The sequence below is a fragment of the Mycobacterium sp. NGS29 genome (assembly GCF_059812965.1).
The window spans coordinates 116,747-143,350 of sequence record NZ_JCALDR010000012.1 but is presented as its reverse complement, the minus strand read 5'-3'; the positions used below and the strand labels follow the sequence as shown (position 1 = coordinate 143,350).

25 protein-coding genes and 1 pseudogene are annotated in these 26,604 nt (G+C 67.5%); 20 read left to right on the top strand and 6 right to left on the bottom strand.

The window, feature by feature from the left end; all coding sequences use genetic code 11:
- Window positions 1–4 precede the first annotated feature (4 nt).
- The 8 genes and pseudogenes from AC5Y5Z_RS17490 (at window position 5) to AC5Y5Z_RS17455 (ending at window position 8,798) form a co-directional block, all read left to right on the top strand.
- Window positions 5–1,209: pseudogene (locus tag AC5Y5Z_RS17490) on the top strand (MCE family protein).
- Window positions 1,209–2,261, top strand: coding sequence for an MCE family protein (locus AC5Y5Z_RS17485; protein ID WP_463828384.1), 1,053 nt, complete (start codon window positions 1,209–1,211; stop codon window positions 2,259–2,261). Before AC5Y5Z_RS17490 ends, AC5Y5Z_RS17485 begins: the two are co-directional and overlap by 1 nt.
- Window positions 2,251–3,324, top strand: coding sequence for a virulence factor Mce family protein (locus AC5Y5Z_RS17480; protein ID WP_463828385.1), 1,074 nt, complete (start codon window positions 2,251–2,253; stop codon window positions 3,322–3,324). Before AC5Y5Z_RS17485 ends, AC5Y5Z_RS17480 begins: the two co-directional genes overlap by 11 nt.
- Entirely contained in the window at window positions 3,321–4,736 is a 1,416-nt protein-coding gene (locus tag AC5Y5Z_RS17475) for a virulence factor Mce family protein (protein WP_463828386.1), read from the top strand. The genes AC5Y5Z_RS17480 and AC5Y5Z_RS17475 overlap by 4 nt, the downstream gene beginning before the upstream one ends.
- Window positions 4,733–5,890, top strand: coding sequence for an MCE family protein (locus AC5Y5Z_RS17470; RefSeq protein ID WP_499926544.1), 1,158 nt, complete (start codon window positions 4,733–4,735; stop codon window positions 5,888–5,890). The genes AC5Y5Z_RS17475 and AC5Y5Z_RS17470 overlap by 4 nt, the downstream gene beginning before the upstream one ends.
- A gap of 10 nt (window positions 5,891–5,900) precedes the next feature.
- Entirely contained in the window at window positions 5,901–7,583 is a 1,683-nt protein-coding gene (locus tag AC5Y5Z_RS17465; RefSeq protein ID WP_463828388.1) for a virulence factor Mce family protein, read from the top strand.
- A 22-nt stretch (window positions 7,584–7,605) separates the two neighbouring features.
- Window positions 7,606–8,307: an Rv1363c family protein gene (locus AC5Y5Z_RS17460; RefSeq protein WP_463828389.1), complete on the top strand. Its 702-nt coding sequence runs from the start codon at window positions 7,606–7,608 to the stop codon at window positions 8,305–8,307.
- A complete protein-coding gene (locus AC5Y5Z_RS17455; RefSeq protein WP_463828390.1) occupies window positions 8,307–8,798 on the top strand; it encodes a mammalian cell entry protein in 492 nt (163 codons plus the stop codon). The genes AC5Y5Z_RS17460 and AC5Y5Z_RS17455 overlap by 1 nt, the downstream gene beginning before the upstream one ends.
- A gap of 6 nt (window positions 8,799–8,804) precedes the next feature.
- Here AC5Y5Z_RS17455 and AC5Y5Z_RS17450 read toward each other — a convergent pair whose 3' ends face one another.
- The 3 genes from AC5Y5Z_RS17450 to AC5Y5Z_RS17440 all read right to left on the bottom strand — a co-directional run bounded on the left by AC5Y5Z_RS17450 (window position 8,805) and on the right by AC5Y5Z_RS17440 (window position 11,086).
- Entirely contained in the window at window positions 8,805–9,383 is a 579-nt protein-coding gene (locus tag AC5Y5Z_RS17450; protein ID WP_463828391.1) for a hypothetical protein, read from the bottom strand.
- Window positions 9,384–9,464: 81 nt separating this feature from the next.
- Entirely contained in the window at window positions 9,465–10,922 is a 1,458-nt protein-coding gene (locus AC5Y5Z_RS17445; protein ID WP_463828392.1) for an alpha,alpha-trehalose-phosphate synthase (UDP-forming), read from the bottom strand.
- The gene (locus AC5Y5Z_RS17440) at window positions 10,922–11,086 is read right to left on the bottom strand and encodes a hypothetical protein (RefSeq protein ID WP_463828393.1); all 165 of its coding nucleotides are present in this window, start codon (window positions 11,084–11,086) and stop codon (window positions 10,922–10,924) included. Before AC5Y5Z_RS17440 ends, AC5Y5Z_RS17445 begins: the two co-directional genes overlap by 1 nt.
- Window positions 11,087–11,237: 151 nt before the next feature.
- Here AC5Y5Z_RS17440 and AC5Y5Z_RS17435 point away from each other — a divergent pair, with 151 nt between their 5' ends.
- The 3 genes from AC5Y5Z_RS17435 to AC5Y5Z_RS17425 are packed head-to-tail and all read left to right on the top strand — an operon-like array spanning window position 11,238 to window position 13,809.
- On the top strand, window positions 11,238–12,173 hold the full coding sequence (locus AC5Y5Z_RS17435) for an enoyl-CoA hydratase (protein ID WP_499926541.1): 936 nt from the start codon (window positions 11,238–11,240) through the stop codon (window positions 12,171–12,173).
- A gap of 18 nt (window positions 12,174–12,191) precedes the next feature.
- On the top strand, window positions 12,192–13,025 hold the full coding sequence (locus AC5Y5Z_RS17430) for an SDR family oxidoreductase (protein ID WP_463828395.1): 834 nt from the start codon (window positions 12,192–12,194) through the stop codon (window positions 13,023–13,025).
- A gap of 7 nt (window positions 13,026–13,032) precedes the next feature.
- Window positions 13,033–13,809: an SDR family NAD(P)-dependent oxidoreductase gene (locus AC5Y5Z_RS17425; protein WP_463828396.1), complete on the top strand. Its 777-nt coding sequence runs from the start codon at window positions 13,033–13,035 to the stop codon at window positions 13,807–13,809.
- A gap of 6 nt (window positions 13,810–13,815) precedes the next feature.
- Here the strand turns inward: AC5Y5Z_RS17425 and AC5Y5Z_RS17420 are convergent, their stop codons facing one another.
- From AC5Y5Z_RS17420 to AC5Y5Z_RS17410, 3 genes are all read right to left on the bottom strand, one after another.
- On the bottom strand, window positions 13,816–15,378 hold the full coding sequence (locus tag AC5Y5Z_RS17420; RefSeq protein WP_499926539.1) for an LCP family protein: 1,563 nt from the start codon (window positions 15,376–15,378) through the stop codon (window positions 13,816–13,818).
- A 195-nt stretch (window positions 15,379–15,573) separates the two neighbouring features.
- Complete coding sequence (locus AC5Y5Z_RS17415; protein ID WP_473140166.1) at window positions 15,574–15,957, bottom strand: integrase; 384 nt, start codon at window positions 15,955–15,957, stop codon at window positions 15,574–15,576.
- Complete coding sequence (locus AC5Y5Z_RS17410) at window positions 15,954–16,193, bottom strand: hypothetical protein (RefSeq protein WP_473140167.1); 240 nt, start codon at window positions 16,191–16,193, stop codon at window positions 15,954–15,956. The genes AC5Y5Z_RS17415 and AC5Y5Z_RS17410 overlap by 4 nt, the downstream gene beginning before the upstream one ends.
- A gap of 78 nt (window positions 16,194–16,271) precedes the next feature.
- Between AC5Y5Z_RS17410 and AC5Y5Z_RS17405 the strand changes: the two genes are divergently transcribed.
- The 9 genes from AC5Y5Z_RS17405 to AC5Y5Z_RS17365 all read left to right on the top strand — a co-directional run bounded on the left by AC5Y5Z_RS17405 (window position 16,272) and on the right by AC5Y5Z_RS17365 (window position 26,601).
- Entirely contained in the window at window positions 16,272–17,426 is a 1,155-nt protein-coding gene (locus tag AC5Y5Z_RS17405) for a TDT family transporter (RefSeq protein ID WP_463828400.1), read from the top strand.
- 58 nt (window positions 17,427–17,484) lie between these two features.
- The gene (locus tag AC5Y5Z_RS17400) at window positions 17,485–18,174 is read left to right on the top strand and encodes a GAP family protein (protein ID WP_463828401.1); all 690 of its coding nucleotides are present in this window, start codon (window positions 17,485–17,487) and stop codon (window positions 18,172–18,174) included.
- Between the two features lie 146 nt (window positions 18,175–18,320).
- Window positions 18,321–20,564 carry a serine/threonine-protein kinase gene (locus AC5Y5Z_RS17395; protein ID WP_499926536.1) on the top strand — a complete coding sequence of 748 codons (2,244 nt, stop codon included), beginning with the start codon at window positions 18,321–18,323 and terminating at the stop codon, window positions 20,562–20,564.
- Window positions 20,565–20,656: 92 nt separating this feature from the next.
- Entirely contained in the window at window positions 20,657–20,815 is a 159-nt protein-coding gene (locus tag AC5Y5Z_RS17390) for a hypothetical protein (RefSeq protein WP_499919068.1), read from the top strand.
- 105 nt (window positions 20,816–20,920) lie between these two features.
- The gene (locus AC5Y5Z_RS17385; RefSeq protein ID WP_499926534.1) at window positions 20,921–22,543 is read left to right on the top strand and encodes an MFS transporter; all 1,623 of its coding nucleotides are present in this window, start codon (window positions 20,921–20,923) and stop codon (window positions 22,541–22,543) included.
- Entirely contained in the window at window positions 22,543–23,418 is an 876-nt protein-coding gene (locus AC5Y5Z_RS17380) for an alpha/beta fold hydrolase (protein ID WP_499926532.1), read from the top strand. The genes AC5Y5Z_RS17385 and AC5Y5Z_RS17380 overlap by 1 nt, the downstream gene beginning before the upstream one ends.
- Window positions 23,419–23,530: 112 nt before the next feature.
- The gene (locus AC5Y5Z_RS17375) at window positions 23,531–24,004 is read left to right on the top strand and encodes a lipoprotein LpqH (RefSeq protein ID WP_499926530.1); all 474 of its coding nucleotides are present in this window, start codon (window positions 23,531–23,533) and stop codon (window positions 24,002–24,004) included.
- Window positions 24,005–24,037: 33 nt separating this feature from the next.
- Window positions 24,038–24,940 (top strand): MAP_0585 family protein, encoded by a 903-nt coding sequence (locus tag AC5Y5Z_RS17370; protein ID WP_499919063.1) that lies wholly within the window; start codon window positions 24,038–24,040, stop codon window positions 24,938–24,940.
- 200 nt (window positions 24,941–25,140) lie between these two features.
- Window positions 25,141–26,601, top strand: a complete 1,461-nt coding sequence (locus AC5Y5Z_RS17365) for a WS/DGAT/MGAT family O-acyltransferase (RefSeq protein WP_499919062.1) — start codon at window positions 25,141–25,143, stop codon at window positions 26,599–26,601.
- Window positions 26,602–26,604 lie beyond the last annotated feature (3 nt).

Genomic DNA, 26,604 nt, shown 5'->3' with positions numbered 1-26,604 from the left:
GGGCATGTCAGACACTGGATCGCGACGCACAGCCGGCCGGGTGGCCGCAGCGGTGCTGGGCGGGTTGCTGGTGGCCTCGGCGGTGTTGACCTATCTGTCCTATTCAGCCGCCTTCACCTCCACCGACACGGTCACCGTCTCGTCCAAGCGGGCCGGGCTGGTGATGGAGCCCGGGGCCAAGGTCAAGTTCCGCGGAATCCAGATCGGCAAGGTCGAGGACATCACTTACAGCGGTGAGCAGGCGCGGTTGAAGCTGGCCATCTACAGCGACGACATGCACTACATTCCGTCCAACTCGACGGTGCAGATCGCCGGCAACACGATCTTCGGCGCGAAGTCGGTGGAATTCATTCCGCCCGCCGGCGACAAAGCCGGGCCCCCGTTGCGCAACGGTGCGCAGGTGGAGGCCTCGGCGGTGCAGCTGGAAGTCAACACGCTGTTCCAATCGCTGCTCAACCTGCTGCGCAAGGTCGACCCGATCGAGTTGAACGGAACGTTGAGCGCGCTCTCCGAGGGCCTGCGCGGCCACGGCGATGACTTCGGGGCATTGCTCACCGGGCTCAACACCCTCACCGCCAAGCGAATCCGAAACTGCCCGCATTGCAGGAGGATTTCCGCCAGGCGTCCGTCGCGCTGGGCTACTACGGTGACGCGGCACCCGACCTGGACACCGTCGTCGGCAACCTGCCGACGATCAACCGGACCGTGGTGGATCAGCAGCAAAACCTCAACACCACGTTGCTGGCCACGATCGGGCTGGCCAACAACGGCTACGACACGCTGGCCCCGGCCGAACAGAACCTGATCGACACGGTCAACCGGCTGCGCGCCCCGCTCAAAGTGGCCGCCGACTACTCGCCGGAGTTCGGCTGCCTGCTGGCCGGAATCGACCGCGGCATCAAGGAATTCGCACCGCTGATCGGGGTGCGTAAGGCGGGCCTGTTCACCTCGTCGAGCTTCGTGATCGGCGCCCCCGCTTACACGTACCCGGAGAGCCTGCCGCTGGTGAACGCCTCCGGCGGCCCGAACTGCCGCGGCCTGCCCAACATCCCGACCAAACAGACCGGCGGCTCGTTCTACCGGGCGCCGTTCCTGGTCACCGACAACGCGCTGATCCCCTACGAGCCCTACACCGAGTTCCAGTTCGACGCGCCCTCTACGCTGCAGTTCCTCTTCCACGGCGCCTTCGCGGAACGGGACGACTTCTGATGGCCAGCGGGGCAATGCCGTCGCACCGGTCGATGGTGATCAAGGTCAGCATCTTCACGGTGGTCATGTTGCTGGTCAGTGCGGCGCTGGTGGTGGTGTTCGGTGACTTCCGGTTCGGTTCGGAGAGCACGTATCACGCCACCTTCATCGACGCGTCGAAGCTCAAGGGTGGTCAGAAGGTCCGCATCGCCGGTGTTCCGGTCGGCGCGGTCTCGGGGGTCAAACTCAACCGCGACAACACCGTCGACGTGGAGTTCGGCGTCGACTCGCGCTACACGCTGTACTCGTCCAGCCGTGCGGTGATCCGGTACGAGAACCTGGTCGGCGACAGGTTCTTGGAGATCACCTCCGGGCCCGGCGAGCTGCGCAAGCTACCGGCCGGCGGAACCATCAACTCTGCGCACACCCAGCCCGCCCTGGATCTCGACGCACTGCTCGGCGGACTCAAGCCGGTGCTCAAAGGGTTGGACGCGGACAAGATCAACGCGATCAGCGGCGCGGTCATCGAACTGCTGCAGGGGCAGGGCGGAGCATTGTCCAGCGTGCTCGCCGACACCAGTGCCTTCTCTTCGACGTTGGGCAAGCGCGACCAGCTGATCGGCGACGTGATCACCAACCTGAACACCGTGCTGGGCACCATCGACCAGCGCAGCGCCCAGTTCTCGACCAGCGTCGACCAACTGCAGCAGCTGATCGACGGACTAGCCAAGAACCGGGACCCGATAGCCGGTGCGATCCCGCCGTTGTCGTCGACGGTGACGGATTTGACCGACCTGCTGCGGAATTCGCGCCGGCCGCTGCAGGGCGTACTGGAAAACGCCCGGCCGTTCGCCACCGAGCTGGACACCCGCAAAGCCGAAATCAACAACGACATCGAGCAATTGGGCGAGGACTACCTGCGGCTGGCCGCACTCGGCACGTACGGTTCGTTCTTCAACATCTATTTCTGCTCGGTCACCATCAAGATCAACGGGCCGGCCGGTTCGGACATCCGGCTCGGCCTGGGCGGCCAGGTCGATTCGAGCAAGGGGAGGTGCGCCTTTGCCAAGTAGCAAGCCGAGCAGCCAACGTGACCGTGATCCGCTGCGTACCGGCGTCATCGGCCTCACGGTGGTGATCTGCGTCGTCCTGATCGCCTTCGGCTACGCCGGGTTGCCCTTCTGGCCGCAGGGCAAGACCTACGCCGCTTATTTCAGCGACGCGGCCGGTATCACCTCAGGCAACAATGTGCTGGTTTCGGGCGTCAAGGTGGGCAAGGTCTCCGACGTCAGCCTGGCCGGGGACACCGCCAAGGTCACCTTCACCGTGGACCGGCACGTCGAAGTCGGCGACCAGTCGCTGGCCGCCATCCGCACCGACACCATCCTCGGTGAGCGGTCGATCTCGGTGAGCCCGGGCGGCCGCGGCCACGCGACGGTCATCCCGCTGAGCCGCACCACCACGCCCTACACGTTGGCCGGCGCGCTGGAGGATCTCGGCCAGAACGCCACCAATCTGAACAAGCCGCAGTTCGAGCACGCGTTGCAGGTGCTGACGAACACCCTGCACGACGCGACGCCGGGCCTGCGCGGCGCTCTGGACGGCGTCACCACGCTGTCCCGCACGCTGAATTCCCGCGACGAGGCGCTGCAAGGTTTGCTCACCCACGCCAAGTCGGTGACCGCGGTGCTGTCCGATCGCGCCGGGCAGGTCAGGCAGCTGGTCGACGACGGCAACCAACTGTTCGCGGCCCTCGACGAACGCCGTGCCGCGCTGGGTTCGCTGATCTCCGGTATCCAGGGCGTTTCCGCGCAGCTCTCCGGCTTCGTCAACGACAACCGCAGGGAGTTCGGCCCGGCGTTGTCCAAGATCAACGATGTGATGGCCAACCTCAACGAGCGGCGCGACTACATCACCGAGGCCCTCAAACGACTGCCCACCTACGCCACCACGCTGGGGGAGGTGGTGGGCTCCGGACCCGGCTTCAACGTCAACGTCTTCGGCGCGATCCCCGCGCCACTGGTCGCGGCGATGTTCGACTTCGTCTTCCAGCCGGGCAAGCTGCCCGACAGCCTCGCCGACTACCTGCGCGGCATGATCCAGGAGCGCTGGACGATCAGGCCGAAGTCGCCATGACCACCGCGAAGCGATTCGGCAGCAAAGGCCTGCGGACCGTCACCGTCGTGGCCTTGGTGGCGGCGCTGTTGGGCGGCGCCTACGTGCTGTTCTCTGCCGGCGGCGGTGGGCGCAAGCTGACCGCCCACTTCACCTCCGCCGTCGGGCTCTACCCCGGGGACCAGGTACGCATCCTGGGCGTTCCGGTCGGCGAGATCGAGTCGATCGAGCCGCGGGCCTCCGACGTGCTGATCACGATGACCGTCGGCGACGACGTCAAGATCCCCAAGGACGCCAAGGCCCTGATTATGTCGCCGAACCTGGTGGCGGCGCGGTTCATCCAGCTCACCCCGGCCTACACCGGCGGCGCGGTGCTGCCCGACGGCGCGAGCATCGACTTGTCGCGCACCGGGGTCCCGGTGGAGTGGGATGAGGTGAAGAAGTCGCTGACCGACCTGTCGGTGTCGCTCAGCCCGGCGGCGGGCGAAATGCAGGGCCCGCTGGGCGCGGCGATCAACCAGGCGGCCAACACCCTCGACGGCAACGGGCAGTCGTTCCACAGCGCGCTGCTCGAGCTCGCACAGGTGGCCGGGCGCCTGGGGGATTCGCGCAGCGACATCTTCGGCACTGTCAAGAACCTGCAGATCCTGGTCGACGCGCTCTCGCAGAGCAACGAGCAGATCGTGCAATTCGCCGGCCATGTGGCGTCGGTGTCGCAGGTGCTGGCTGACAGTACCCGCGATCTCGACCAGACCCTGGGCACTCTCAACCAGGCACTCACCGACGTCCGCGGTTTCCTGCAGGAGAACAATTCGACACTGATCGAAACGGTCGATCAGCTCAAGGACTTCACCCAGACCCTGAACGACCAGAGCGACAACATCGAGCAGGTGCTGCACGTCGCGGGTCCCGGCATCACCAACTTCTACAACATCTACGACCCTGCGCAGGGCACCCTGAACGGGCTGCTCTCGCTGCCGAACTTCATGAACCCGGTGCAGTTCATCTGCGGTGGTTCCTTCGACACCGCGGGCGGCCCGTCGGCTCCCGACTACTACCGGCGCGCCGAGATCTGCCGCGAGCGGCTGGGACCGGTGCTTCGCCGGCTGACCGTCAACTACCCGCCGATCATGTTTCACCCGATCAACACCATCACCGCCTACAAGGGCCAGATGATCTACGACACCCCGGCGACGCAGGCCAAAGCCCAGATGCCGATTCCGGAGCTGACCTGGATTCCGGCCAAGGGTGCCGGGCAGCAACCCGCGCCCGGCAATACCACCGACCTGCAGGGCCTGTTCGTCCCGACGGCTCCGGGGCCGGCCTCGCCGCCGGGATACGGCCCGGCGCCGGGTCCCGCCACAGCGCCCGCCCCGGGTCCGTTACCCGGTCCCGCCGGGCCGCTGCCCGCCGAGCAGGGAGCCGGCAGATGAGGCGAATCTGGTTGCGCGCGGGTGTTTGTGCGCTCGGTAGCACGCTGCTCGCCGGCTGTTCCTTCGGCGGACTGAACTCGCTGTCGATGCCCGGTACCGCGGGCCACGGCGGTGGTGCGTACTCCATTACCGTCGAACTCAAGGATGTGGCGACATTGCCGCAGAACTCGCCGGTGATGGTCGACGACGTCACCGTCGGCAGTGTGGCCGGCATCGCCGCCGAGCAACGGGCCGATGGATCCTTCTATGCCGCAGTGAAACTGGCGCTGGACAAGAACGTGGTGTTGCCCGCCAACGCCATTGCGCGGGTCTCCCAGACGTCGCTGCTGGGTTCGCTGCACATCGAACTCGCCCCGCCGGTCGGCAAGCCCGCCTCGCCGAACAAGCTGCGGGACGGGTCGCGCATCATCGAGGCCAACACCGGCCGCTTCCCCACCACCGAGGAGGTCTTCTCGGCGCTGGGCGTGGTGGTCAACAAGGGCAATGTGGGTGCGCTGGAAGAGATCACCGACGAGACGTATCAGGCGGTGGCCGGTCGGCAGGGACAGTTCGGCGACCTGGTGCCGCGCCTGGCCGAGTTGACGTCCGGGCTGAACCGGCAGGTCAACGACATCATCGGCGCCATGGAGGGGTTGGACCGGTTCTCGGCGATCCTGGCGCGCGATAAGGACAATCTGGGCCGGGCGCTGGACACGCTGCCCGAAGCGGTCCGGGTGCTCAACAAGAATCGCGACCACATCGTCGAAGCGTTCAGTTCGCTGCGTCGGCTGGCCAACGTCACCTCGCACGTGCTGTCCCAGACCAAGGTCGACTTCGCCGCCGACCTCAAGGATCTGTATTCGGCGCTCAAGGCGCTCAACGACAACCGCAAGAACTTCGTGACGTCGCTGCAGATCATGCTGACGTTCCCGTTCCCGAACTTCGGCATCAAGCAGGCGGTGCGCGGTGACTACCTCAACGTGTTCACCACGTTCGACCTGACCCTGCGCCGGCTGGGGGAGACGTTCTTCACCACCAGCTACGCGCTCGACCCGAACATGATGCACATGGACGAGGTGCTCACTCCGCCCGACTTCCTGATGGGCTCGCTGGCCAACCTGTCCGGACAGGCGGCCGACCCGTTCAAGATTCCGCCCGGCACGGCAGCACAGTAGAGGCGGGACGATGATAGACAGACTCACCAAGATCCAGCTGTCGATTTTCGCGATCATCACGGTCATCACCCTGGCCGTGATGGCGATCTTCTATCTGCGGTTGCCGGCCACCTTCGGCATCGGAACCTACCGTGTGAGTGCCGATTTCGTGGCCGGCGGGGGTCTGTACAAGAACGCCAACGTCACCTTCCGCGGCGTGGCGGTCGGCCGGGTCGAATCCGTCGGGCTGAACAAGAGTGGCGTCACCGCCCAGATGCGGCTCAACAGCGGAACCCCGATTCCGGCGAACGTCACCGCCACCGTGAAAAGCGTGTCGGCGATCGGCGAGCAGTACATCGACCTGGTGCCGCCGGCGAACCCGTCGCCGGGCAAGCTGCGCAACGGCGCCAAGATCGACCGGGCCAACACCCAGATCGGGCAGGACGTCGCCGATTTGCTGAAGCGGGCGGAGACACTGGTCAACAGCCTGGGTGACACCCGGTTGCGCGAAGTCCTGCACGAGGCGTTCGTGGCGACCAACGGCACCGGCCCGGAATTGGCCCGGTTGGTCGAGTCGGCACGGTTGCTGGTGGACGAGGCCAACGCCGACTACCCGCAGGTCTCGCAGCTGATCGACCAGGCCGGGCCGTTCCTGCAAGCCCAGGTCCGCGCCGGCGCCGACATCAGGACCCTGGCCGACGGGCTGGCACGGGTGACCTCCCAGGTGCGGGTCGCCGACCCTCGGCTGCGCGACACGCTGGCCACCGCCCCGGGCGCGATCGACCAGGCCAACGAGACGTTCAGCGGCATCCGCCCGTCGTTCCCGGCGCTGGCGGCCAACATGGCGAATCTGGGCCGGGTCGGCGTGATCTACCACAAGTCGATCGAGCAACTCCTGGTGGTCTTCCCGGCGCTGTTCGCGGCCATCACCACCGCGGCTGGTGGCGCGCCGCAGGACGAGGGCGCGAAGCTGGACTTCAAGCTCGACCTCAACGACCCGCCGCCGTGCAGCACCGGTTTCATCCCCGCGCCGCTGATGCGCACCCCGGCCGACGAGACGGTGCGCGAGGTCCCGCGCGACATGTACTGCAAGGCAGCGCAGAACGACCCCACCACCGTGCGCGGCGCCCGCAACTACCCGTGCCAGGAGTTCCCCGGCAAGCGGGCACCCACGGTCCAGTTGTGCCGTGACCCGCAAGGGTTCGTGCCGATCGGCAGCAACCCGTGGCGCGGCCCGCCGGTCCCGTACGGCACTCCGGTCACCAACGGGTTGAACATCCTGCCGCCCAACCACTTCCCGTACATTCCGCCGGGAGCGGACCCCGATCCGGGCATCCCGATCGCGGGCCCACCGCCGCCCGGGGTGGTGCCGGGCCCGGGTCCGGCTCCGCATCAGCCGGCGTTCAACCATCCGCCGCCCAATGACAGCGGGCCACCGCCGGGCAACCCGTCGTACATGCCGCCGGGTGTGCCGCCGGTGCCGCCGCAGCTGCCGTACCCGAAGTACCTCGAGCCGCCGGGTCCGCCGCTGGGCACCGGCCCGGCGCCCGGTCCCGAGCCGCAGGCCGCCGGTCCGGCGTACACGACGTACGACCCGGCTACCGGACGGTTCGCCGACCCGGCCGGTGGCACTGGTATCTTCGCGTCCGGCGTGAGCGGCACGTCCACCGCCGAGAATTGGGTGGACCTGATGCTGGCGCCCAAAGCGTTCTGACGAGCAAGGTTCAGTGGTTCCGGTGGTGACAGAAACACAGTCGACGACCCCGCGCGTACGCCGCAAGGCGTCGCGGGCGGCGGGACCGCCCACGGCCGAAACGAACGGCAAGAGCCCCGCCCCGGGCGATGCCGCGGTTGAGGCGACGACACCGCGGACGGTCCAACTCGACAAACGCACCGCAAAGGCCAGACCGCCGCGGCGACGGCAGCCGCACCGGCGGTTGGTCGGCTGGATTTCGCTGGCGGCCGCGATGGTGACAATCGCCGGGCTGACGGCGGTGGTCACCGTCCTGCTGCTCCAGCACCGGCACGCCGACGCACGTCAGGCCCGCGAGCAGCGTTTCGTCGACGCCGGCAAGCAGACCGTGGTCAACATGTACAGCTACACGCCGGACACCATCGACGAGTCGGTCAACCGGTTCGTCAACGGCACCAGCGGGCCGCTGCGCAGCAAATTCGGCACCGAGAGCATCGAGTTCCTCAAATCGCTGTACCGCAAGACCAACGCGACCTCGGAGGCCGTCGTCAACGGTGCCGCCCTGGAGGGCATCGACCCGGTCAGCAACAACGCGTCGGTGCTGGTGGCGGTGCGGGTGACGGTCGCCGACATCGACGGCGTGAACAAGCCGTCCGAGCCCTACCGGCTGCGGGTCATCGTGCACGAGGACGACGCCGGCCGGATGACCGGTTACGACCTGATGTACCCCAACGGGGGTAACTGATGCGCTGGTTGCGGTGGCTGTTCACCGCCGCCGCCAGCCTGGCGATCGCGCTGGTGGTGGGGCTGTCGGCGGCCGGGGGCTGGATGTACTGGGACCGGGTGGAGGCACGCGGCGAACAGGCGGCGCGCGATACCCTGCCGAAGCTGGCCGAGAAGGAGATCCCGCAGGTCTTCGGCTACGAATTTCAGACCGTCGAGCGCACCCTGACCGAAGCCTTTCCGCTGCTGACGCCCGCGTATTTGCAGGAGTTCCGCAAGGGCGTCAACGAGCAGATCATCCCCGAGGCCAAGAAACGCGAGGTCGTGGTACAGGCCAGCGTGTCCGGCGTGGGAGTGATGTCGGCCAACCGGAATTCGGCGGCGGTCATGGTCTACATGAACCGCATCGTGACCGACAAGACCCGCCAGCCCATCTACGAGGGTAGCCGGCTCCGGGTGGAATTCCAGCGCATCGACGGCAAGTGGCTGATCGCCAAGATCGCGCCTATCTGAGCTCGACTAGAAGCACATCGCGTATTCGTTGCAGTTCAACGGATACCGCTCGACCGGGCTGGGCGGCGGGCCGATCAAGGCCAGGGAGAACGGCTGCTTGGTCATCCCCGGCTGCAGGCCGCACACCGCGTCGTTGAGGATGGTGTGGGTGCCCGACATCGTCTCGTCGCTGAACGCATAGGTTTCGTGGGTTTCGGCGAATCCACCGCCCGGACACGAAATGCCCTCTGATTTCTTGACATCCAGGGTCCACAGCATGCTGCTCATCCGGGCCCGGCCGCTGAAGTTCTGCAGATGTTCGGCCCGGGTGTTGTTGGCCGGGGTCGTGCTGACCACGTTCAGCGCGCAGTTCATGGCGAAGACGATCGGGTCCGAATAGTCGTTCATATTGCGGGTTCCCGACGGTTGAACGCACAACGCGCTGATGGCCCAGACGGCGCCGGACACACCGGCCTGGTTGAAGGCGTAGCTGCCGTCGGCCGGCGGTCCAATCGCATGGGCCGGCGTGTCGGAATCCAGCGCCATCCCCACAGCGACGGCCGTGCTCACGACGGCGCTCACGGCCAGTCCGCGACGGATCTTCACGAAACTCTCCCTATCGGTGCTTGTTCCCACGCCGAGCGCTGCACCCTGAGTATCACAGCGTTTCGGCGGCAGCACCATGGTTCAGTCGGAGCCGTTCGGACGCCCATCGGCCAGCGCGTCCAAAAAGGCCCGCGCCCAACGGTCCACGTCATGGGCGAGCACCTGGCGGCGCAGCGCGCGCATCCGGCGCCGGCCCTCTTCGTCGGACTGGGTGAGCGCGGCCTCGATCGCATCCTTGACACCTTCGAGGTCGTGCGGGTTGACCTGGTAAGCCTGACGCAGTTCTGCTGCGGCGCCGGTGAATTCGGACAGCACCAGGGCGCCGCCCAGATCGCCGCGGCAGGCGACGTACTCCTTGGCCACCAGATTCATGCCGTCGCGCAGCGGGGTGACCAGCATGACGTCGCTGGCCACGAAGTACGCGACGAGTTCGTCGCGCGGGACCGGCCGGTGCAGGTAGTGCACCACCGGGTGACCGACCTCGGCGTACTCGCCGTTGATGTGCCCGACCTGCCGCTCGATGTCGTTGCGCAGGATCTGGTAGCTCTCGACCCGCTCCCGGCTGGGGGTGGCCAGCTGGACCAGTACGGTGTCGTCCCGTTTGGCGCGCCCCTCGTCGAGCAGCTCGTTGAACGCTTTGAGCCGCACGTCGATGCCCTTGGTGTAGTCGAGGCGGTCGACACCGAGCAGGATCTTGCGCGGGTTGCCCAACTCGGCGCGGATCTCCCGGGCCCGGCGGCGGATGTTGCGGTCGCGGCCCGCCCGATCCAGCTCACTGGAGTCGATCGAGATGGGGAAGGCGCCCACCCGGACCTTGCGGTCGTCGAGCTGCACTTCGCCGAAGCGGGAGCGCACCCCCACGGCTCCCCGCGAGGTCTCGACACCGACCAGCCGCCGGGACAGGATCAGGAAGTTCTGGGCGCCGCCGGCTAGGTGGAAGCCCACCAGGTCGGCCCCCAGCAACCCCTCGATGATCTCGGTGCGCCACGGCAACTGCATGAAGAGCTCGACCGGCGGGAACGGGATGTGCAGGAAGAATCCGATGGTCAGGTCCGGCCGCAACTCGCGCAGCATCTTCGGCACCAGCTGCAGCTGGTAGTCCTGCACCCAGACGGTGCCACCCTGGGCGGCGGCGCGCGAAGCCGCTTCGGCAAACCGGCGGTTGACGTCGACATACCGCTCCCACCACTCGCGGTGGTAGGCCGGCTTGACGATCACATCGTGATAGAGCGGCCACAGCGTGGCGTTGGAGAACCCTTCGTAGTACTGCGCGACATCCGCGGCGCTGAGCCGGACCGGATACAGCTGCAGGTCGTCCTGGGCGATCGGCGCGTCTTGCTGTTCGACGTCGTCGTCAACGACCCCGGGCCAGCCGATCCAGGCCCCGCGCCGCTTGCGCAGCAGCGGCTCCAGGGCCGTGACCAGGCCGCCGGGGCTGCGTTTCCAGTTGACGGTGCCGTCGGGGAGCCGTTCCTGATCGACCGGCAGACGGTTGGCGACGACGACGAAGTCAGAGTCCCCGCCACCCTTGGGAGCCATTAGTTGTCGAGTTTCGCCGGCCCGATACCCAGCATGGACAGAAAGACCCGGCACTCGTCGGCGTCGTTGGCGTATGCGGCGACAACGCGTCGAGCCTGGCTGGCCGTGCTGTCGGCCAGCGGTTCCACGTCGCCGATGTCACCGTGGTCGGTCTTGGTAGGCATTACTCAACTGTAAGGGAAGCCGGGTCGCCGGCGCTTTCTAGTCCGGCACCCGGGTCGGCGTGCTCACCGGGGCGCGCCGCCCCAGCTACGGCCCGCTTACAGACCGTCCGTAATGTGTAAAGACCTAGCCCGTGACAAGTGAGGTGGGCGCATGACACTCTCCGATCAGGACAGCGCCGAGGCGCAGGAGTACCAGGCCCCGGAAATGGTGGCCTACGAGACCCTCGACGAGGGTCGCATCGCACGCATCTGGTTGAACCGACCGGCCGAGCACAACGCCCAGAACCGCACCCTGCTGGTGCAGTTGGACGAGGCTTTCCGGCGCGCCGAGGCCGACGACACCGTCCGGGTGGTGATCCTGGCCGCCCGGGGCCGCAACTTCTCCGCCGGCCACGATCTGGGTTCGGAGGCCGCGCTGCTGGAGCGAAAGCCCGGCCCGGCCCAGCACCCGACGTTCCAGTCGCACGGCGCCACCTTGACGCCGATCGTGGAGAAGCTCTACCACCAGGAGTGGCACTTCTTCTTCGAGAACACCGCCCGCTGGCGCGATCTGCGCAAAATCACCATCGCGCAGGTGCAGGGCAACGCGATCTCGGCGGGGCTGATGCTGATCTGGGCCTGCGACCTGATCGTCGCGGCCGACAACGCGAAGTTCAGCGACGTGGTCGCGGTGCGGCTGGGCATGCCGGGCGTCGAATATTATGCGCATCCCTGGGAGTTCGGGGCGCGCAAGGCCAAAGAGCTGCTGTTGACCGGTGATTCGCTGGACGCCGACGAGGCCTACCGGCTGGGCATGGTGTCCAAGGTGTTCCCGGTGGACGAGCTGGAGGACAAGACGCTGGAGTTCGCGCGCCGCATCGCCGAGAGACCGACGATGGCCGCGCTGCTGGTCAAAGCTTCGGTGAACGCCGCGTCGGACGCGATGGGGTTCACCGAGGCGTTGCGGCACGCGTTCCACGTCCACGAGCTAGGGCACGCGCACTGGGCGGCCCACAATGAGAACAGATTCCCGGTCGGGCTGCCGCCGGACGTCGAGGACTGGCGTTCCGCCAGGCCGACCAAGATCGCCCGTCGCGACGAGCCCTGACCGAGAGAGGGTCTTTCCGTGCAGCTTTCGTTTGACGACCGGACGTATCTGGTCACCGGTGGTGGTAGCGGGATCGGCAAGGCGGTGGCGACCGGGCTCGTCGACGCCGGCGCGTCGGTCATGATCGTGGGCCGCAGCTCCGACCGGCTGGCGCAGGCCGTCGAGGAGATCGAGGGGCTGCAGCTGCCCGGCTCGATCCGCTACGAACCCGTCGACGTCACCAACGAGGACGAGGTCACCCGAGCGGTCGACGCGACGACCGCCTGGCACGGCCGGTTGCACGGCGTCGTGCACAGTGCCGGGGGATCGCTGACCATCGGACCGCTCACCCACACCGACTCCGACGCCTGGCGGCGCACCGTCGACCTCAACGTCAACGGCACCATGTACGTGCTCAAGCACGCCGCCCGCGAACTGGTGCGCGGCGGCGGCGGGTCATTCGTGGCGATCTCCTCGATCGCGGCCAGCAACACCCACCGCTGGTTCGGGCCGTACGGGGTCACCAAGTCGGCCATCGACCACATGATGCAGCTGGCCGCCGACGAACTCGGGGCGTCGTGGGTGCGGGCCAACAGCATCCGTCCGGGTCTGATCCGCACCGACCTGGTCGACGCCAGCGTGATCCAGTCGCCGGAGATCAGCGGCGACTATGCGCTGTGCACGCCGCTGCCGCGGGTGGGTGAAGTCGAGGATGTGGCCAATCTGGCCATGTTCCTACTCAGCGATGCCGCCAGTTTCATCACCGGCCAGTGCATCAACGTCGACGGCGGCCACATGGTGCGCCGCGGCCCGGACTATTCGTCGATGATGGAGCAGATGTTCGGTGCCGACGCGCTGCGCGGCGTGGTCTGAGCAAGCCGTGCAGCGACTCGTTGGCCAGCGGATCCTGGTGACCGGCGCGGCGTCGGGGATCGGTCGGGCGACCGCGCTGCGCTTACTGGACGAAGGTGCCCGGGTGGTGGGGGCCGACGTTGCCGCTGACGCGTTGACCGCCGTCGGGGAACGGGCCGGTGACCGGTTCACCGCGCTGCCGATGGACGTGGCCGACGAGCAGGCGGTGATCGACGGGGTGCGGACGGCGGTCGGCACCCTCGGCGGCCTCGACTCCGTGGTGAACGCCGCCGGCATGCTGCGTGCCGCCCACACCCGGCAGACCAGCCTTCAGTTGTGGAATCAGATCATCACCGTGAACCTGACCGGCACCTTCCTGGTGGTCCGCGAAGCGTTGCCCGCGCTGCTGGACAACGCGCGCAGCACGGTGGTGAACTTCAGTTCCACTTCGGCGACCTTCGCGCATCCCTACATGGCGGCCTACGCCGCCAGCAAAGGCGGGGTGCAGGCGTTCACCCACTCGCTGGCGCTGGAGTACGCCGGCGCCGGTCTGCGGGCGGTATGCGTGGCGCCGGGCAGCATCAAGTCCGGAATCACCGACGCCACCGGCGGATACATCCCCAAAGACGCGAACTGGTCGCTGTTCGGCAGGCTGATGCCGATCCTGCCCACTACCGAAACGTCCAGCGGCACCGGGATGGCCGACCCGTCGGTGATCGCCGGTGTCATCGCGATGCTGGTCTCCGAGGACGGCGCGTTCATCACCGGGACCGAGATCCGCATCGACGGCGGAACCCACGCCTGACGCGGCTCAGTTGACGCAGGGCACGCCGCCGCCGTCGATCGGCTTGCCGCGATCGGGCGTGGGATACGGCGTGAAGTTGCCGTTGTAGTAATAGCCGCTGGTCGATGTCGTGGTCGTGGTGGTGCTGGTGCTCGTGGTGGTGGTTTCTTCGGCGGCGGGCAGCGAGAAGTTGGTGTCGACAGTCACCCGGATATGTCCGGCCGCAATGTTCGGGCTCGGCTGTAGCGGAGCGTCGACGCCGAGCAGCGTGGCCAGGTTCTGCGCGTCGGCTTCCGCACCCGGACCGTATTGGAGCGTGGTGGACGTCGGGTCGCCTGACTCGCGGTCGCGGACCTGTCCCGCGGTGAAACCGCGCTTTTTCAGCGCGGTGGACAGTTGGCTGGCCATGCCGCCGATGCTGCCGGCGTTGACCACGTCGACGACGGTCGCCGGGTTCGGTTTGCTGCTGGTAGTGGTCGCCGGGGTCGGGGCGGCAACCGTTCCGAACGCCGCCGCGATCTCGGCCTTGATCGCGGCCGGATCGATGATGTTGACGTCCTGGCCGTCGATGTTGTCGTAACGCACCACCGGCAGCGTGCGGAACTCGACGTTCCCACCGGCGAGTTCGCCCATCCGGCGGAACAGGCCCTCGTCCCAGCCCGCCGACAGCACGACGTCTTTGCGGGCCACGGCCATCAGGCTGTTGAGGCGGTTCAGGTCGGTGAAGGTGCCCGTACTCTGCAGGTCCCGCATGACCGAGGACAAGAAGGCCTGTTGGCGGTGGGTGCGGTCCAGGTCGCCGTTCTCCAGACCGTGCCGTTGCCGGACGAACGACAGCGCCTGGGAGGCGTCCAGGCGCTGACGCCCGGCCGGGAAGTCGGCGCCGGAGTAGGAGTCATAGACGGGATGGTTCAGGCATACCTCGACGCCGCCCAGCGTTTGGGCCAGGTCATAGAAGCCGGCGAGGTTGATCTCGGCGAAGTAGTCGATCGGAACGCCGGTCAGGCTGCGCACCGCGCGCAGCGTGGCGGCCCGGCCGGCTTCGCGGCCCCGGGCTTCCAGCTCGCGCTGGGTGAGCGAGCCCTGATTGGCCAGCTGGTTGGCGATGTACTGCTTGGTGAGCCCGTACGCCTCTTTGATCTTGATGTGGTTGTAGCCCGGGACGCCGTTGAAGGGCACCCAGTCGTCTCGTGGGATCGAGAAGGCGACGACCTTACCGTCGGCGCCGACGTGCACGAGGATCAGCGTGTTGGTGTTGTAGCCGCCCTGGTCGGAGTCGCCGGCGTGCAGGTGCTTCAAGATCGACCAGGGCAGGTCGTTGCCCTCCTGGTCTTTGCGGGAGTCCAGCCCGATCAGCAGGATGTTCATGGTGTTTCCGCTGGACCGCGGGTCCTCGGCGGTCAACGCCTGCGAAATGGTGATGCCGCCGAGCGCGCCGTGCGCGACCCAGTAGCCGGCCCCGGTCATCCCGACCGCCACTGCCGAGGCCAGGGTCATGAAGACCCGCGACAGCCGCTTGGCCAGTCGCGACGGCCGCCGAGCAGCGCGGCGGTCTGATCGGAGGCGGTGGTTACCGCCGGAGCGCGCCACTACCGTCCTCGGCCAACCACCCACCAACCGGCCGGCGCCCGGCCGGCGGTTTGCGGTGCAGTCGTTTCAGGCATGACGTCCAGTATGCGACAGATTGCTGCGGAGCCCATGCTCCACGGGTAACGATGTGGGCAGACTCACCTGGTGAGCAGGTCAGACACCCTTTCGGGGGAGTTTCGCGCGATATCCCGGAGCTCAGCAGTACTGATAGTCGATGTGCCAGCGGCCGTTGACGTAGTCGGCCACGAAGTGACCGCCCAGGGCCGGGTTGGCGTCGTTGATCATGCCTGCGCCCCCGGCGTTGGGGGTGAATCCGGGCGGATCCCAGGTGACGGACCGCGGGTTGGCCGGTGCATCGGGGGTGCAGCCGGCCTGTTTGGCGACGTAGCCGTCGGTGATCCGGCGTTCCGCGGTGGCCTGGTCGCCACCGTCCGGCGCCGGATCGGCCAGGCACAGATAGTTGGCGCCGCAGTAGTTCTCGCTGACGTTCACCAGCGCCACATCGGTCACAGGTACCGCGGCGAGGGAGCCGCCGAGCATCATCGCCACTACGACCAGTCCCGCTATTCGAGCGTTCATCGGACCCTCTCGATCTCCTCACCGGAGCTGTAATACAACGGGATGTCCATACCCGTCACTATCTCGAATACCACTATCCCGAACGGTTCGACTTCGTAGTAGTAGTGCACGTCGCCGCGGGCGTCGACCGTGGTGGCGCAGGTCCGGTCCGGCGCACCGCAGCGCTGCTTGACCGGCATGGCCAGCGCCGCGACCACGACCACGGTGCAGATCCCGATCACCAACGGCGCTTTCATCGAAAAGTGCGTCTCATTTCGTCGTCCGTGCACTTCATCGGGAGTCTAGTGACTTGGGCGCGGGTAGGTTGCACTGCTATGAGCGCCCCCATACCGGTCGACGCGGCACCGGTACCCGGTACGTCACCCACCCGCGTCGAGGTGCTGGGCAACATCGGGCCCAACTGGTTCGCCTCGGTGATGGGCACCGGAATCGTGGCCATCGCGGGCGCCACGCTGCCGGTCCAGGTGCCGGGGCTGCGTGGTTTCACCCACGGCGTCTGGATACTGGCCGCGGCTCTGCTGGCAGTGCTGGTCGTCCTGGTGGGTGGCCATTGGCTGCGCAATCCCACCGTCGCCCGTACCCATGCCCGCAATCCGCAGATGGCGCATTTCTACGGTGCCGCGCCGATGGCGATGATGACGGTCGGCGCGGGTGCGGTGCTGGTGTCGGGGGATCTGCTCGGCGAACGCATCGCGGTGGACCTGGACTGGGTGCTGTGGACGGTCGGCACCGTCGGTGGGCTGTTCACCGCGGTGAGCATCCCGTTCCTGATGTTCACCCAGTTGCGCGTGGAACCTGACGCGGCGTTCGGGGGCTGGCTGATGCCGGTGGTGCCGCCGATGGTGTCGGCCGCGACGGGCGCGCTGCTGCTGCCGCACCTGCCGCCCGGAACAGGCCGCGAGACGATGCTGTTCGGCTGTTACGCCATGTTCGGTATGTCGTTGCTGGCCTCGCTGAACATCATCGCGATGATCTGGAGCAGGTTGGTGCTCTACGGCACCTCGGGTTCGGCGCGGGTGCCGACACTGTGGATCGTGCTGGGTCCGCTGGGGCAATCCATCACCGCGGCGGGCCTGCTCGCGTCGGCTGCTGAGACCGGCGCGGTGGATCATCGGCTGGCGGCAGCCATGACCGCGTTCGCCGTCATCTTCGGGGTCCCGGTGTGGGGTTTCGCGGTGCTGTGGATAGCGCTGGCCACCTCGCTCACCGTCCGCACGTTGCGGCGCGGCATGCCGTTCGCCCTGACCTGGTGGAGCCTGACCTTCCCCGTCGGCACGTTCGTCACGGGCACGGCACAGCTGGCGTCGCACACCCACCTGCCGGCGTTCACGGTGGCCGCAACCGTCGCCTACGCCGGCCTGCTGCTGACCTGGGTCCTGGTGACCGTCCGGACCGCGCGCGCCAGCCTGCGGGGCAATCTGCTCAAGCTGGCGCCCAGCGCGGACCCGGTCAAGGCCAGCAAGGACTGACCGCAGGCGTTGCCCGTCGGTGCGCCTCGGCGTTTGGTGAGTCACCCGGCACGGCTCAATGCGAAGATTGCTGCCCGTGACAGGAAATCTTGTTTCGTTGCTGACCAAGCTGATACCGCTGGCTCTGGTCATCGCGGTATCGCCGTTGACGATCATTCCTGCGGTGCTGGTGCTGCACGCACCGCGGCCCCGGCCGACGGCGATTGCGTTCCTGGCCGGGTGGGTGCTCGGGTTGGCCGCGCTGACCGGCATCTTCGTCGCCGGATCCGGTTTGTTCGCGGGCCTGCACCAGGCGACGCCGCAGTGGGCGTCCTGGTTGCGGGTGGTGTTGGGCACCGTGCTGATCCTGTTCGGCGGCTATCGGTGGCTGACCCGGCATCGGGAATCCGACACCCCGCGCTGGATGCGCGCTTTCGACACCATCACCCCTGGGCGCGCGGGCATCGTCGCGGTGGTGTTGACGGTGGTCCGCCTCGAGGTGTCGCTGTTGTGCCTGGCCGGCGGCTTGGCCATCGGAACCAGTGGGCTCGCCGCAGGCGGGAAGTTTTTGTTCGCCGCGATCTTCGTCGTCCTGTCGGCATCGACGGTCGCGATCCCGATCGTCGGTTATCTGAGCGCCGGGGACCGCCTCGACGACAAGCTCGACCGGCTCAAGGACTGGATGGAGAAAAACCACGCCGCCATGCTCGCCGTCGTGCTGCTGCTGATCGGCGCGATGGTGCTCCACAACGGAATCAGCGCCCTGTGATGTGACCCCCTGCGGCCCCGGCCGGGACCAGCTATCCCGCGTCCCACTTTTCGTGCTTAGCTAAGTGGCAAAGCCGGGCGTCGCCGCCCGCACGGCTCTAATCTTTCTCTTGAATAGCATCGATAACTTTCGCTTGAGGGGGCGGAGTGCAGGGCACGACCTTCGGCCGCTACCAGTTCATCGAGTTGCTGGGACGCGGCGGCATGGGTGAGGTGTGGCGCGCCTACGACACCGAGACCCAGCGTGTCGTCGCCGTGAAGGTACTGCCGGCCAACCTGGCCAACGACCCCACCTTCGAACAGCGGTTCCGCCGCGAGGCCCTGGCGGCGGCCGGCCTCAACGACCCGCACGTGGTGCCGATCCACCACTTCGGGGAGATCGAGGGCCGGCTCTATGTCGATATGCGCCTCGTGGTGGGCCGGGACCTGCAGGCGATCATCGCCGACGGCGCACTGGAGCCGGAACGCGCGGTCAACATCATCGAGCAGATCGCGTCGGCGTTGCGCTCGGCGCACCGCATCGGGTTGGTGCACCGCGACGTCAAGCCCTCCAACATCCTGGTCACCGAGGACGACTTCGCCTACCTGATCGACTTCGGCATCGCCCGTGCGGCGGGCGATTCGCACATGACCGGTACCGGCAACGTGATTGGCACCTGGGCCTATATGGCGCCGGAGCGGGTGACCAGCGGCCAGACCGACCCGCGCGGCGACACCTACGCCTTGGGATGTGTGCTGCACGAGTGCCTGACCGGCGAACAGCCGTTCCCCGGCAGCAGCCTCGAGCAGCAGATCGGCGGTCACCTGAGCCTGCCGCCGCCGCGGCCGTCGGCGCTGCGCCGCGGCATACCCGAGGAACTCGACAACGTCGTCGCGACGGCGATGGCGAAGAGCCCCGACCAGCGCTACCCGACGGTCACCGACATGGCCGCGGCCGCCCGGGAAGCGGTCACCGGCACCCGGCCCATTCCGATGCGCCGGCCCGAACCGGTTCAGCAACGCACCCAACTCGCGCCGCCGCCGAACCGGCCGCCGCAGCAGAAACCCCCGATGCGCCCCGGCTCCGGCTACCCGGACCAGGGGCAGCGGCGCCCGCCCCCGGACCCACGCCGGCCTCCCGGCGGGCCGGGCCAGTACCGGCCGAACGTCGACCCGAACCAGTACCGCGCGCCCGTCGAACCCAACCAGCAGCGGCCCCTACCCGACCGCAATGTGCAGCGCCCGACCACCGACCCGAACCTGCGTCGGCCCCTCACCGATCCCACCCAGCGCCGCCCGGCCGCCGATGTGAATCAGCAGTCGCCGTCAAGCGCCGACGAACCGACGCTGTACCGACCGGCCAGCGGCGATCCGCAAACTCCGGCGCCGTGGCCGGCGGCCGAGGAGAACACGCCCAAGCCGCCGGCGAAACGCCGCCGCAAGCCGCTGATCCTGGCGGGGGCGGGGGCACTGCTGACCGTCGTCGCGGTGGTCGCGGCGGTCGTGTTGACCAGCGGCGGTGGTGGCAGTAGCGGGAGCCGGCCGACCGCGGAGCACTCCAGCGGTGCGCAACCCGGCGAGCTGACCAACAGCGGGCCGTTCACCGGCACCTACACCGCCGACTTCGGCCCGAAAGTGTCGCTCGCGGGCAAAGAGGTGCCGAATTCCGAGCCGCCCGGCCAGGAGACCTGGTTGCTGCGCTCGGCATGCAACGGGTCGGGAACCGAGTGCGTCGCCACCGCGCAGCGCAGCGACGGCACCTACAACCACACACCGAAGCTGATTTTCGACGATGTCCGGGGACGCTGGATAGCCGTCGCGCTCGAGGGTGGCAAGTGCAACGACAAGAGCATCGAAAAATGGAACTACGTCTGGCTGCAGCCGCACGCCGACGGCACCATGGTCGGGGAATGGATCACCGACTCGCTGGATTGCTACAGCAAGCGCACCGTCACCTTCACCCGCAGCGGCGACGCGGATGTCGCCGGCCTGTCCGACCCCGCGGAGCAGCCCGCCCGGGTGTTGTCCCCCGCGCAGGCGCTGCACGGCTTTTACCATCTGCTGACGACCTACACCGGACCCAATGCGCCCAAGCCGCAAGAAGCCGACTACAACGTGGACACCATCTGCCTGCGCACCGGGGACCGGTGCAACAGTCGGTTCGTCCGCAACGGCAGCAGCGGGACCCAGCTCCTGCTGTTCGCCGACAACGTCTGGACCCGCGACGACGAGTACGACGCGGCCTGTCCGGCCGGGGGCACCTCGCACGTCAGGATCAAGGGCACCTTCCCGCTGCCCGAGCCGGCCCAGGATCCGATATCGGTGCTCACCGGCAGCGGCACCAAGGACGAATCCGGCAGTTCCTGCAAGGGCGGGCCGTATGACATGACGTTCACCCGCACCGGCGGCTGAGGGCCGCCGGTTTTGAAATTCCACCGGCGCGGGTAGGCCAATCGAGGCCGACAGAGGTATCCGCACGGGATGCCGTGAGGAGAGGCATTGATATGCGCGCTGAAGAAGGCGACGAATCAGTCAAGGACTACGCCATCGAGGGCGAGCAGACGCTGGACAAGATCAAAGACGCGCAGCGTGCGGGTGCCAACCCGCTGACCCGGATCGGGTTGTGGTTGCGCGACCGGTTGCCCGGGGGGCCGCGCACCTGACGCCTCGCCCGTTTCCGGGCACTGTCGGGCGGGTATGAGACCGCTGGTCTCGTTTCGAGACTGTCAGTCTTGTTTTGCTCCTGTCCAACAAAAGAAAGCGGGCCGATGACCGGTTTCGCAGTCCGGACCCGCAAACGGTCCGATCAGTCAGGGTCCGACACCTTCGCCGATGGATCCCGCGCCCGGCGCGGCTGGACGCTGTTCATCGCCTGTGCCGGTGTCGCCCTCGTGATCGCGTCCATGGTGTCGCTGAATACCGCGCTCAGTGACATAGCCATCGCCACCGCGGCGACGCAGACGCAGCTGACCTGGATCGTGGACAGCTACACGCTGCTGCTCGCTTGCCTGCTACTGCCGGCCGGGGCGATCGGCGACCGGTACGGACGCCGCAGTGCCCTGCTGGTGGGAGTGGCTATCTTCGCGATCGCATCGGCAGCGCCCCTGGTCTTCCACAGTCCCATGCAGATCATCGCCGCGCGCGGCCTCGCCGGTGCGGGGGCGGCGTTCGTGATGCCGGCGACGTTGTCGCTGCTGACGGTGGCCTACCCGCCGGAAGCTCGCACCAAAGCGGTCGGCATCTGGGCCGGGGTCGCCGGCTCCGCGGGTCTGTTCGGGTTGGTCGGGACCGGACTGCTGATCGAGTTCTTCGACTGGCGGTCGATCTTCTGGACGCTCGCGATCGGCGGACTGGTGGTTTTCGCGGCGACACTGACCATTGCGGAATCACGCGATGTCGATGCCCCGCGGCTCGACGTTCCCGGTGCGGTGACCATCGGGGCGGCGGTGGCGGTCTTCGTGTTCGGCATCCTGCAGGCGCCGGCACACGGGTGGAGCGACCCGCGCGTCTTCGGCTGTCTGATCGCAGGCTCGGTGCTTGCGGTGGTGTTCGGGTTCGTTGAATTACGGCGGCCGCAACCGCTGCTGGACATCCGGTTGTTCGGCAATCCCAACTTCGGCACCGGCGCCGCGGCCATCACGGTGGTGTTCATGGCCACTTTCGCGCTGTTCTTCCTGGTCGTCCAGTACCTACAGCAGGTCAAGGGATACTCGGCGCTGGTCGCGGCAATTGCGTTGAGCCCCATGGGTTTCCCGTTGCTGACGCTGTCCGCGCTATCGTCCTGGTACGTGCCCAAGCTCGGCCTGCGGGTGGTGGTGTTCGCGAGCATGGTGCTGGTCTCGGTCGGCTTCCTGTGCATGTGCACTCTGGACGTCGACTCGTCCTACGCCGAAGTGTGCTGGCCCCTGATGGTGATCGCCACTGGATTCGGATTATGCACGGCGCCAACGACATCGGCGATCATGACGGCCGCACCCGATCAGAAGCAGGGGGTGGCATCGGCGGTCAACGACGCGACCCGCGAGGTCGGCGGGGCCTTGGGCATCGCGTTGGCCGGGTCCATCCTCGCCGGCAGTTACAGCCACCACATCGCCGCCGCCCTCGGCAACTATCCCGAGCCGGTGCGCGGACCCGTCACCGACTCGTTGTCCAAGGCGCTGGCTGTCGCGAATCATCTTGGGCCGCAAGGGATGCGGCTAGCTGAACGCAGCAAGGAAGCGTTCGTGACGGCATCCAGCGCGTCCTACGGGGTGATGGCGCTCATCGTCGCCATCGCCGCGCTCATCATTCCGCTGTTCGCGCCCGGGCGTGACGGCGAGCCGCTGGCGATCGTGCGGCGGCTGCGTGATCGCCGGGTCCGCGCTCGGCAGGAGCGTCCTACCATTCCCTGATGGCGACGGTAGCTGAACCTTTCAGCACCCGCGGACCGGGCGGCGTGCGGATCGTCTGGGACCGGCTGGGTGATCCGCAGGCGCGCGCGGTGGTGTTCCTGCACGGCGGTGGGCAGACCCGGCGCTCGTGGGGGCGGGCGGCGGCAGCGGTCGCCCAACGCGGGTTCCAGGCTGTCACGGTGGATCTGCGCGGTCACGGCGAATCGGATTGGTCCGACGACGGCGACTACCGCGTGGTCACCTTCGCCGCCGACGTCGCCGAAGTGTTGCGTGACCTACCGCCGGACCCGGTGCTGGTCGGGGCTTCGCTCGGCGGGTTCACCTCGATGCTGTTGGCAGGGGAGGTGTCGCCGGGTATCGCCAGCGCGGTGGTTCTGGTCGACATCGTGCCGAACATGGAGCAATCGGGCGCCGACCGGATCCACGCCTTCATGTCCGAGCGGGTGGAAACGGGCTTCGGGTCGCTCGAAGAGGTCGCCGATGCGATCGCCAAGTACAACCCGCACCGGCCTCGACCCACCGACCTGGACGGGTTGACCACCAATCTGCGCCGCCGCGGCGACCGGTGGTACTGGCACTGGGATCCGCAGTTCATCAGCGGCACCGCGGCGTTCCCGCCCTTCGAGGTGACAGACCCCGACCGGATGCACGCGGCCATCGAAGTGATTCTGCGAAATGGCTTGCCTGTCTTGCTTGTTCGAGGCCAGGTCAGCGATCTGGTCAGTCAGGAACGCGCCGCTGAATTCCTGGCGCGTTTCCCGCAGGTCGAGTTCACCGATGTCCGCGGCGCCGGTCATATGGTTGCCGGCGACCGGAACGACATCTTCGCCGACGCCGTGCTGGATTTCCTCGGCCGCCACGTCGGCCCTGGCTGAGGGCTGGTCGGCCAAATCTGTGCGCGGTATGAATTGGTTTGCGGAGGCGATCTGGCGGGTACCCGCGCGCAGCGCTTGGTTGGGGCCGACACCAGTGACAAGGAGAGCAGTGGTGAAGCGTCAGTTCTGGATCGGTGTGACGAGTGTGGCAGTCGTGATCGCGGCGGGTACCGGTTGTTCGAGCGACAAGGACAAGTCCACCGCCGGCCAGCCCAGTGGGGCGCAGCCGGCGCCGGCCGGCCCGGTGATCATCGTCGACGGCAAGAACCTGAACATCACCGGCGCCGTGACCTGCACAGTGGCCGGGCCCAACACCAACATCGGCATCGGCGATGCGTCCGCCGGGATCGGTGCGGTGGTCAGCAACGCCAACCCGCCGATCGTGCACGCGGTCGGACTGGGCAGCGTCGACGGGATCACGCTCGGCTTCTCCGACGCAGCGCCCAACCAGGCCACCAACGCGGGGGTGGCGAAGAAGGACAAGACCTACGCCATCAAAGGCACCGCGTCGGGCGTCGACATGACCAACCCGCAGCAACCGCAGCCGGTGACCAAGTCGTTCGAAATGAGCGTGACCTGCCCGTAGCGCGGGCGGACGAACCCAGGAGGGGACGCAGCTATGACTATCAAACGGGTCGTCGGCGCGGCGGCTGTCGCGACAGGTCTGGGGATATCCGCGATCATGCTGGACGCGGGGCTCGCCAACTCCGCCCCGGACACCCCGACGCCGGGAACCGGAACCAATACCCCGGCCCCGCAGACCACGGTGCCGCGGCCGCAGACCACGGCACCGCAAAGTCAGGCGCCGCAAACCTCCGCGACGGCTCCGGCGAGTAGCGCGCCGCCGACTGCCCAGACCACCACGGCGCCGGCCACCCCGACGACCACGCAGGCCACCACGCCGACGGTGACGACCACCTCGCCGAGCGCCGCCACCACCTCCACCACCCCGTCGACCACCACGTCCAGTTCGTCGACCAGTACGACGCCGAGCGGGCAGACGACCACGTCGAGCGGGCAGACGACCACGTCGAGCGGGCAGACCACCACGACTCCGGCCGGACAGTCCAGCACCTCGACGACTCCCGGTCCGGGCATCACGATCGTCATCAACGCCCCGGCCACCCAGCCGCCGCACCCGCCGTTCATTCCGCGCGGACCGCTGGAGCAGCCCAACAACCAGGTGGGTGGTCCCATCAACACGCTGGCCGGCATCCTGTTCCCCGGCCGCGGCGCGCCACCTCCGCCGCCGCAACGCGGCTTCGGCTACAACAACGGCCCCCCGCCCGGCCAGCAGCCGCCCAACTGGCAGGGTCCGCCACCTCCCGGTGGATGGAATGGCCCGCCGCCCCCCGGTGGATGGAACCGGCCGTACGAGGGACCTCCGGCGCGTGACCTCGGCTACGGGCAGCGCGATTTCGGCCCGTTCGCGTACAACAACTTCACCGCGCTGCCGGTCTTCAACTGGCAGTACGGCGGCTGGGGTTACTGGTTCTTCGGGACCTGGATCCCGCTGTACTAGCCTCGGAGTTCGCGCAGCCCAATCCTGTTGTCCGGCAGGGTGGCTCGGGCGCGCCATTAAGCGCAGCCCGCTGATCGCGGAGCCTGCTGCCGCCGCAACCGGACGCCGCCGCGAAAAAGAGTCCGGGTCAACGGCACTCAAGTGGACTACGGTCACATGCGAGGAGCCTGATCACCAGGTGGTGCCGGCAAAGGAGAGCTATGAGCAGAACGGCCAGGCGGCTGGGTCCGCAAGACATGTTGTTCCTCTACGCCGAGACCCCGAGCACCATGATGCATGTCGGTGGGCTGATGCCCTTCACGCCGCCGCCGGATGCGCCGCGTGATTTCTTGCGGCAGTTGGTCGACGAGAGCAAGGCCAACGAGGTGGTGGAGCCGTGGAATCTGAAACTCAGCCATCCCGACCTGCTGCGCAGCCCGATCCAATCCTGGGTGTGCGACGAGAAGTTCGACCTGGACTACCACGTCCGGCGTTCGGCACTGGCTAGCCCGGGCGATGAACGCGAACTCGGAATCCTGGTGTCCCGCTTGCACAGTAACGCCCTGGACATGCGTCGGCCGCCGTGGGAGATGCACTTCATCGAGGGCCTCGAGGGCGGCCGGTTCGCGATCTACATCAAGATGCATCACGCGCTGGTCGACGGGTACACCGGCCAGAAGATGCTGGCGCGCAGCCTGTCGACCGATCCCCACGACACCGAACATCCGTTGTTCTTCAATGTCGCCGCCCCCAAGCGGGTCTCCGCCGACAAGCCGGAAGGCGGCGGTGGGATCGCCACCAACGTGCTGGGCAGTATCGGGGGTGTGTTGAGCAGCCTGGGCGGCGTGGTCAGCGGCATGGGCAGCGCCATCGGCTCGGTCGCGGGTGCGGGCAGGTCCACGCTGGATCTGACCAAGGCGCTCGTCAACACCCAGATCCGCACCGACAACGAGTACCGCAACCTGATCGGCTCAGTGCAGGCGCCGCACTGCGTCCTGAACACCCGGATCAGCCGCAACCGCCGCTTCGCCACCCAGCACTATCAGTTGGACCGACTCAAATCCATTGGCGTCGCGAATGATGCGACGATCAACGACGTCGCGCTGGCACTCGTGGGCGCCAGCCTGCGGCGGTTTCTGGACGAGTTGGGCGAGCTCCCCGCCAAGTCGTTGATCGCGATGCTGCCGGTCAATGTCCGGCCCAAGGACGACGAGGGAGGCGGCAATGCCGTCGCCGCCATCCTGGGGTCGCTGGGCACCGACGTGGCCGATCCCCTCGAGCGGCTGCAGGTGGTCAAGACCACGACCCGAATGGCCAAGGCGGAGTTGTCCAAAATGAACAAGGACGCCATCCTGGCCTACACGACAGCTTTGATGGCGCCGTTCACCATGCAGGTGGCCAGCTCGCTCGCCGGGGTGCGAACGCCGTTGCCGTACGCGTTCAACCTGTGCGTCAGCAACGTGCCCGGACCGCAGGACGTGCTGTATCTGCGCGGTAGCCGGATGGAGGCGTCCTTCCCCGTCTCGCTGGTGGCGCACAGTCAGGCGCTGAACGTCACGCTGCAGAGCTATGCGGGCACGTTGAACTTCGGATTCATCGGGTGTCGCGACACCCTGCCGCACCTGCAGCGGCTGGCGGTCTACACCGGCGAAGCGCTCGACGAATTGGAGGCCGCTTCCTAGGGC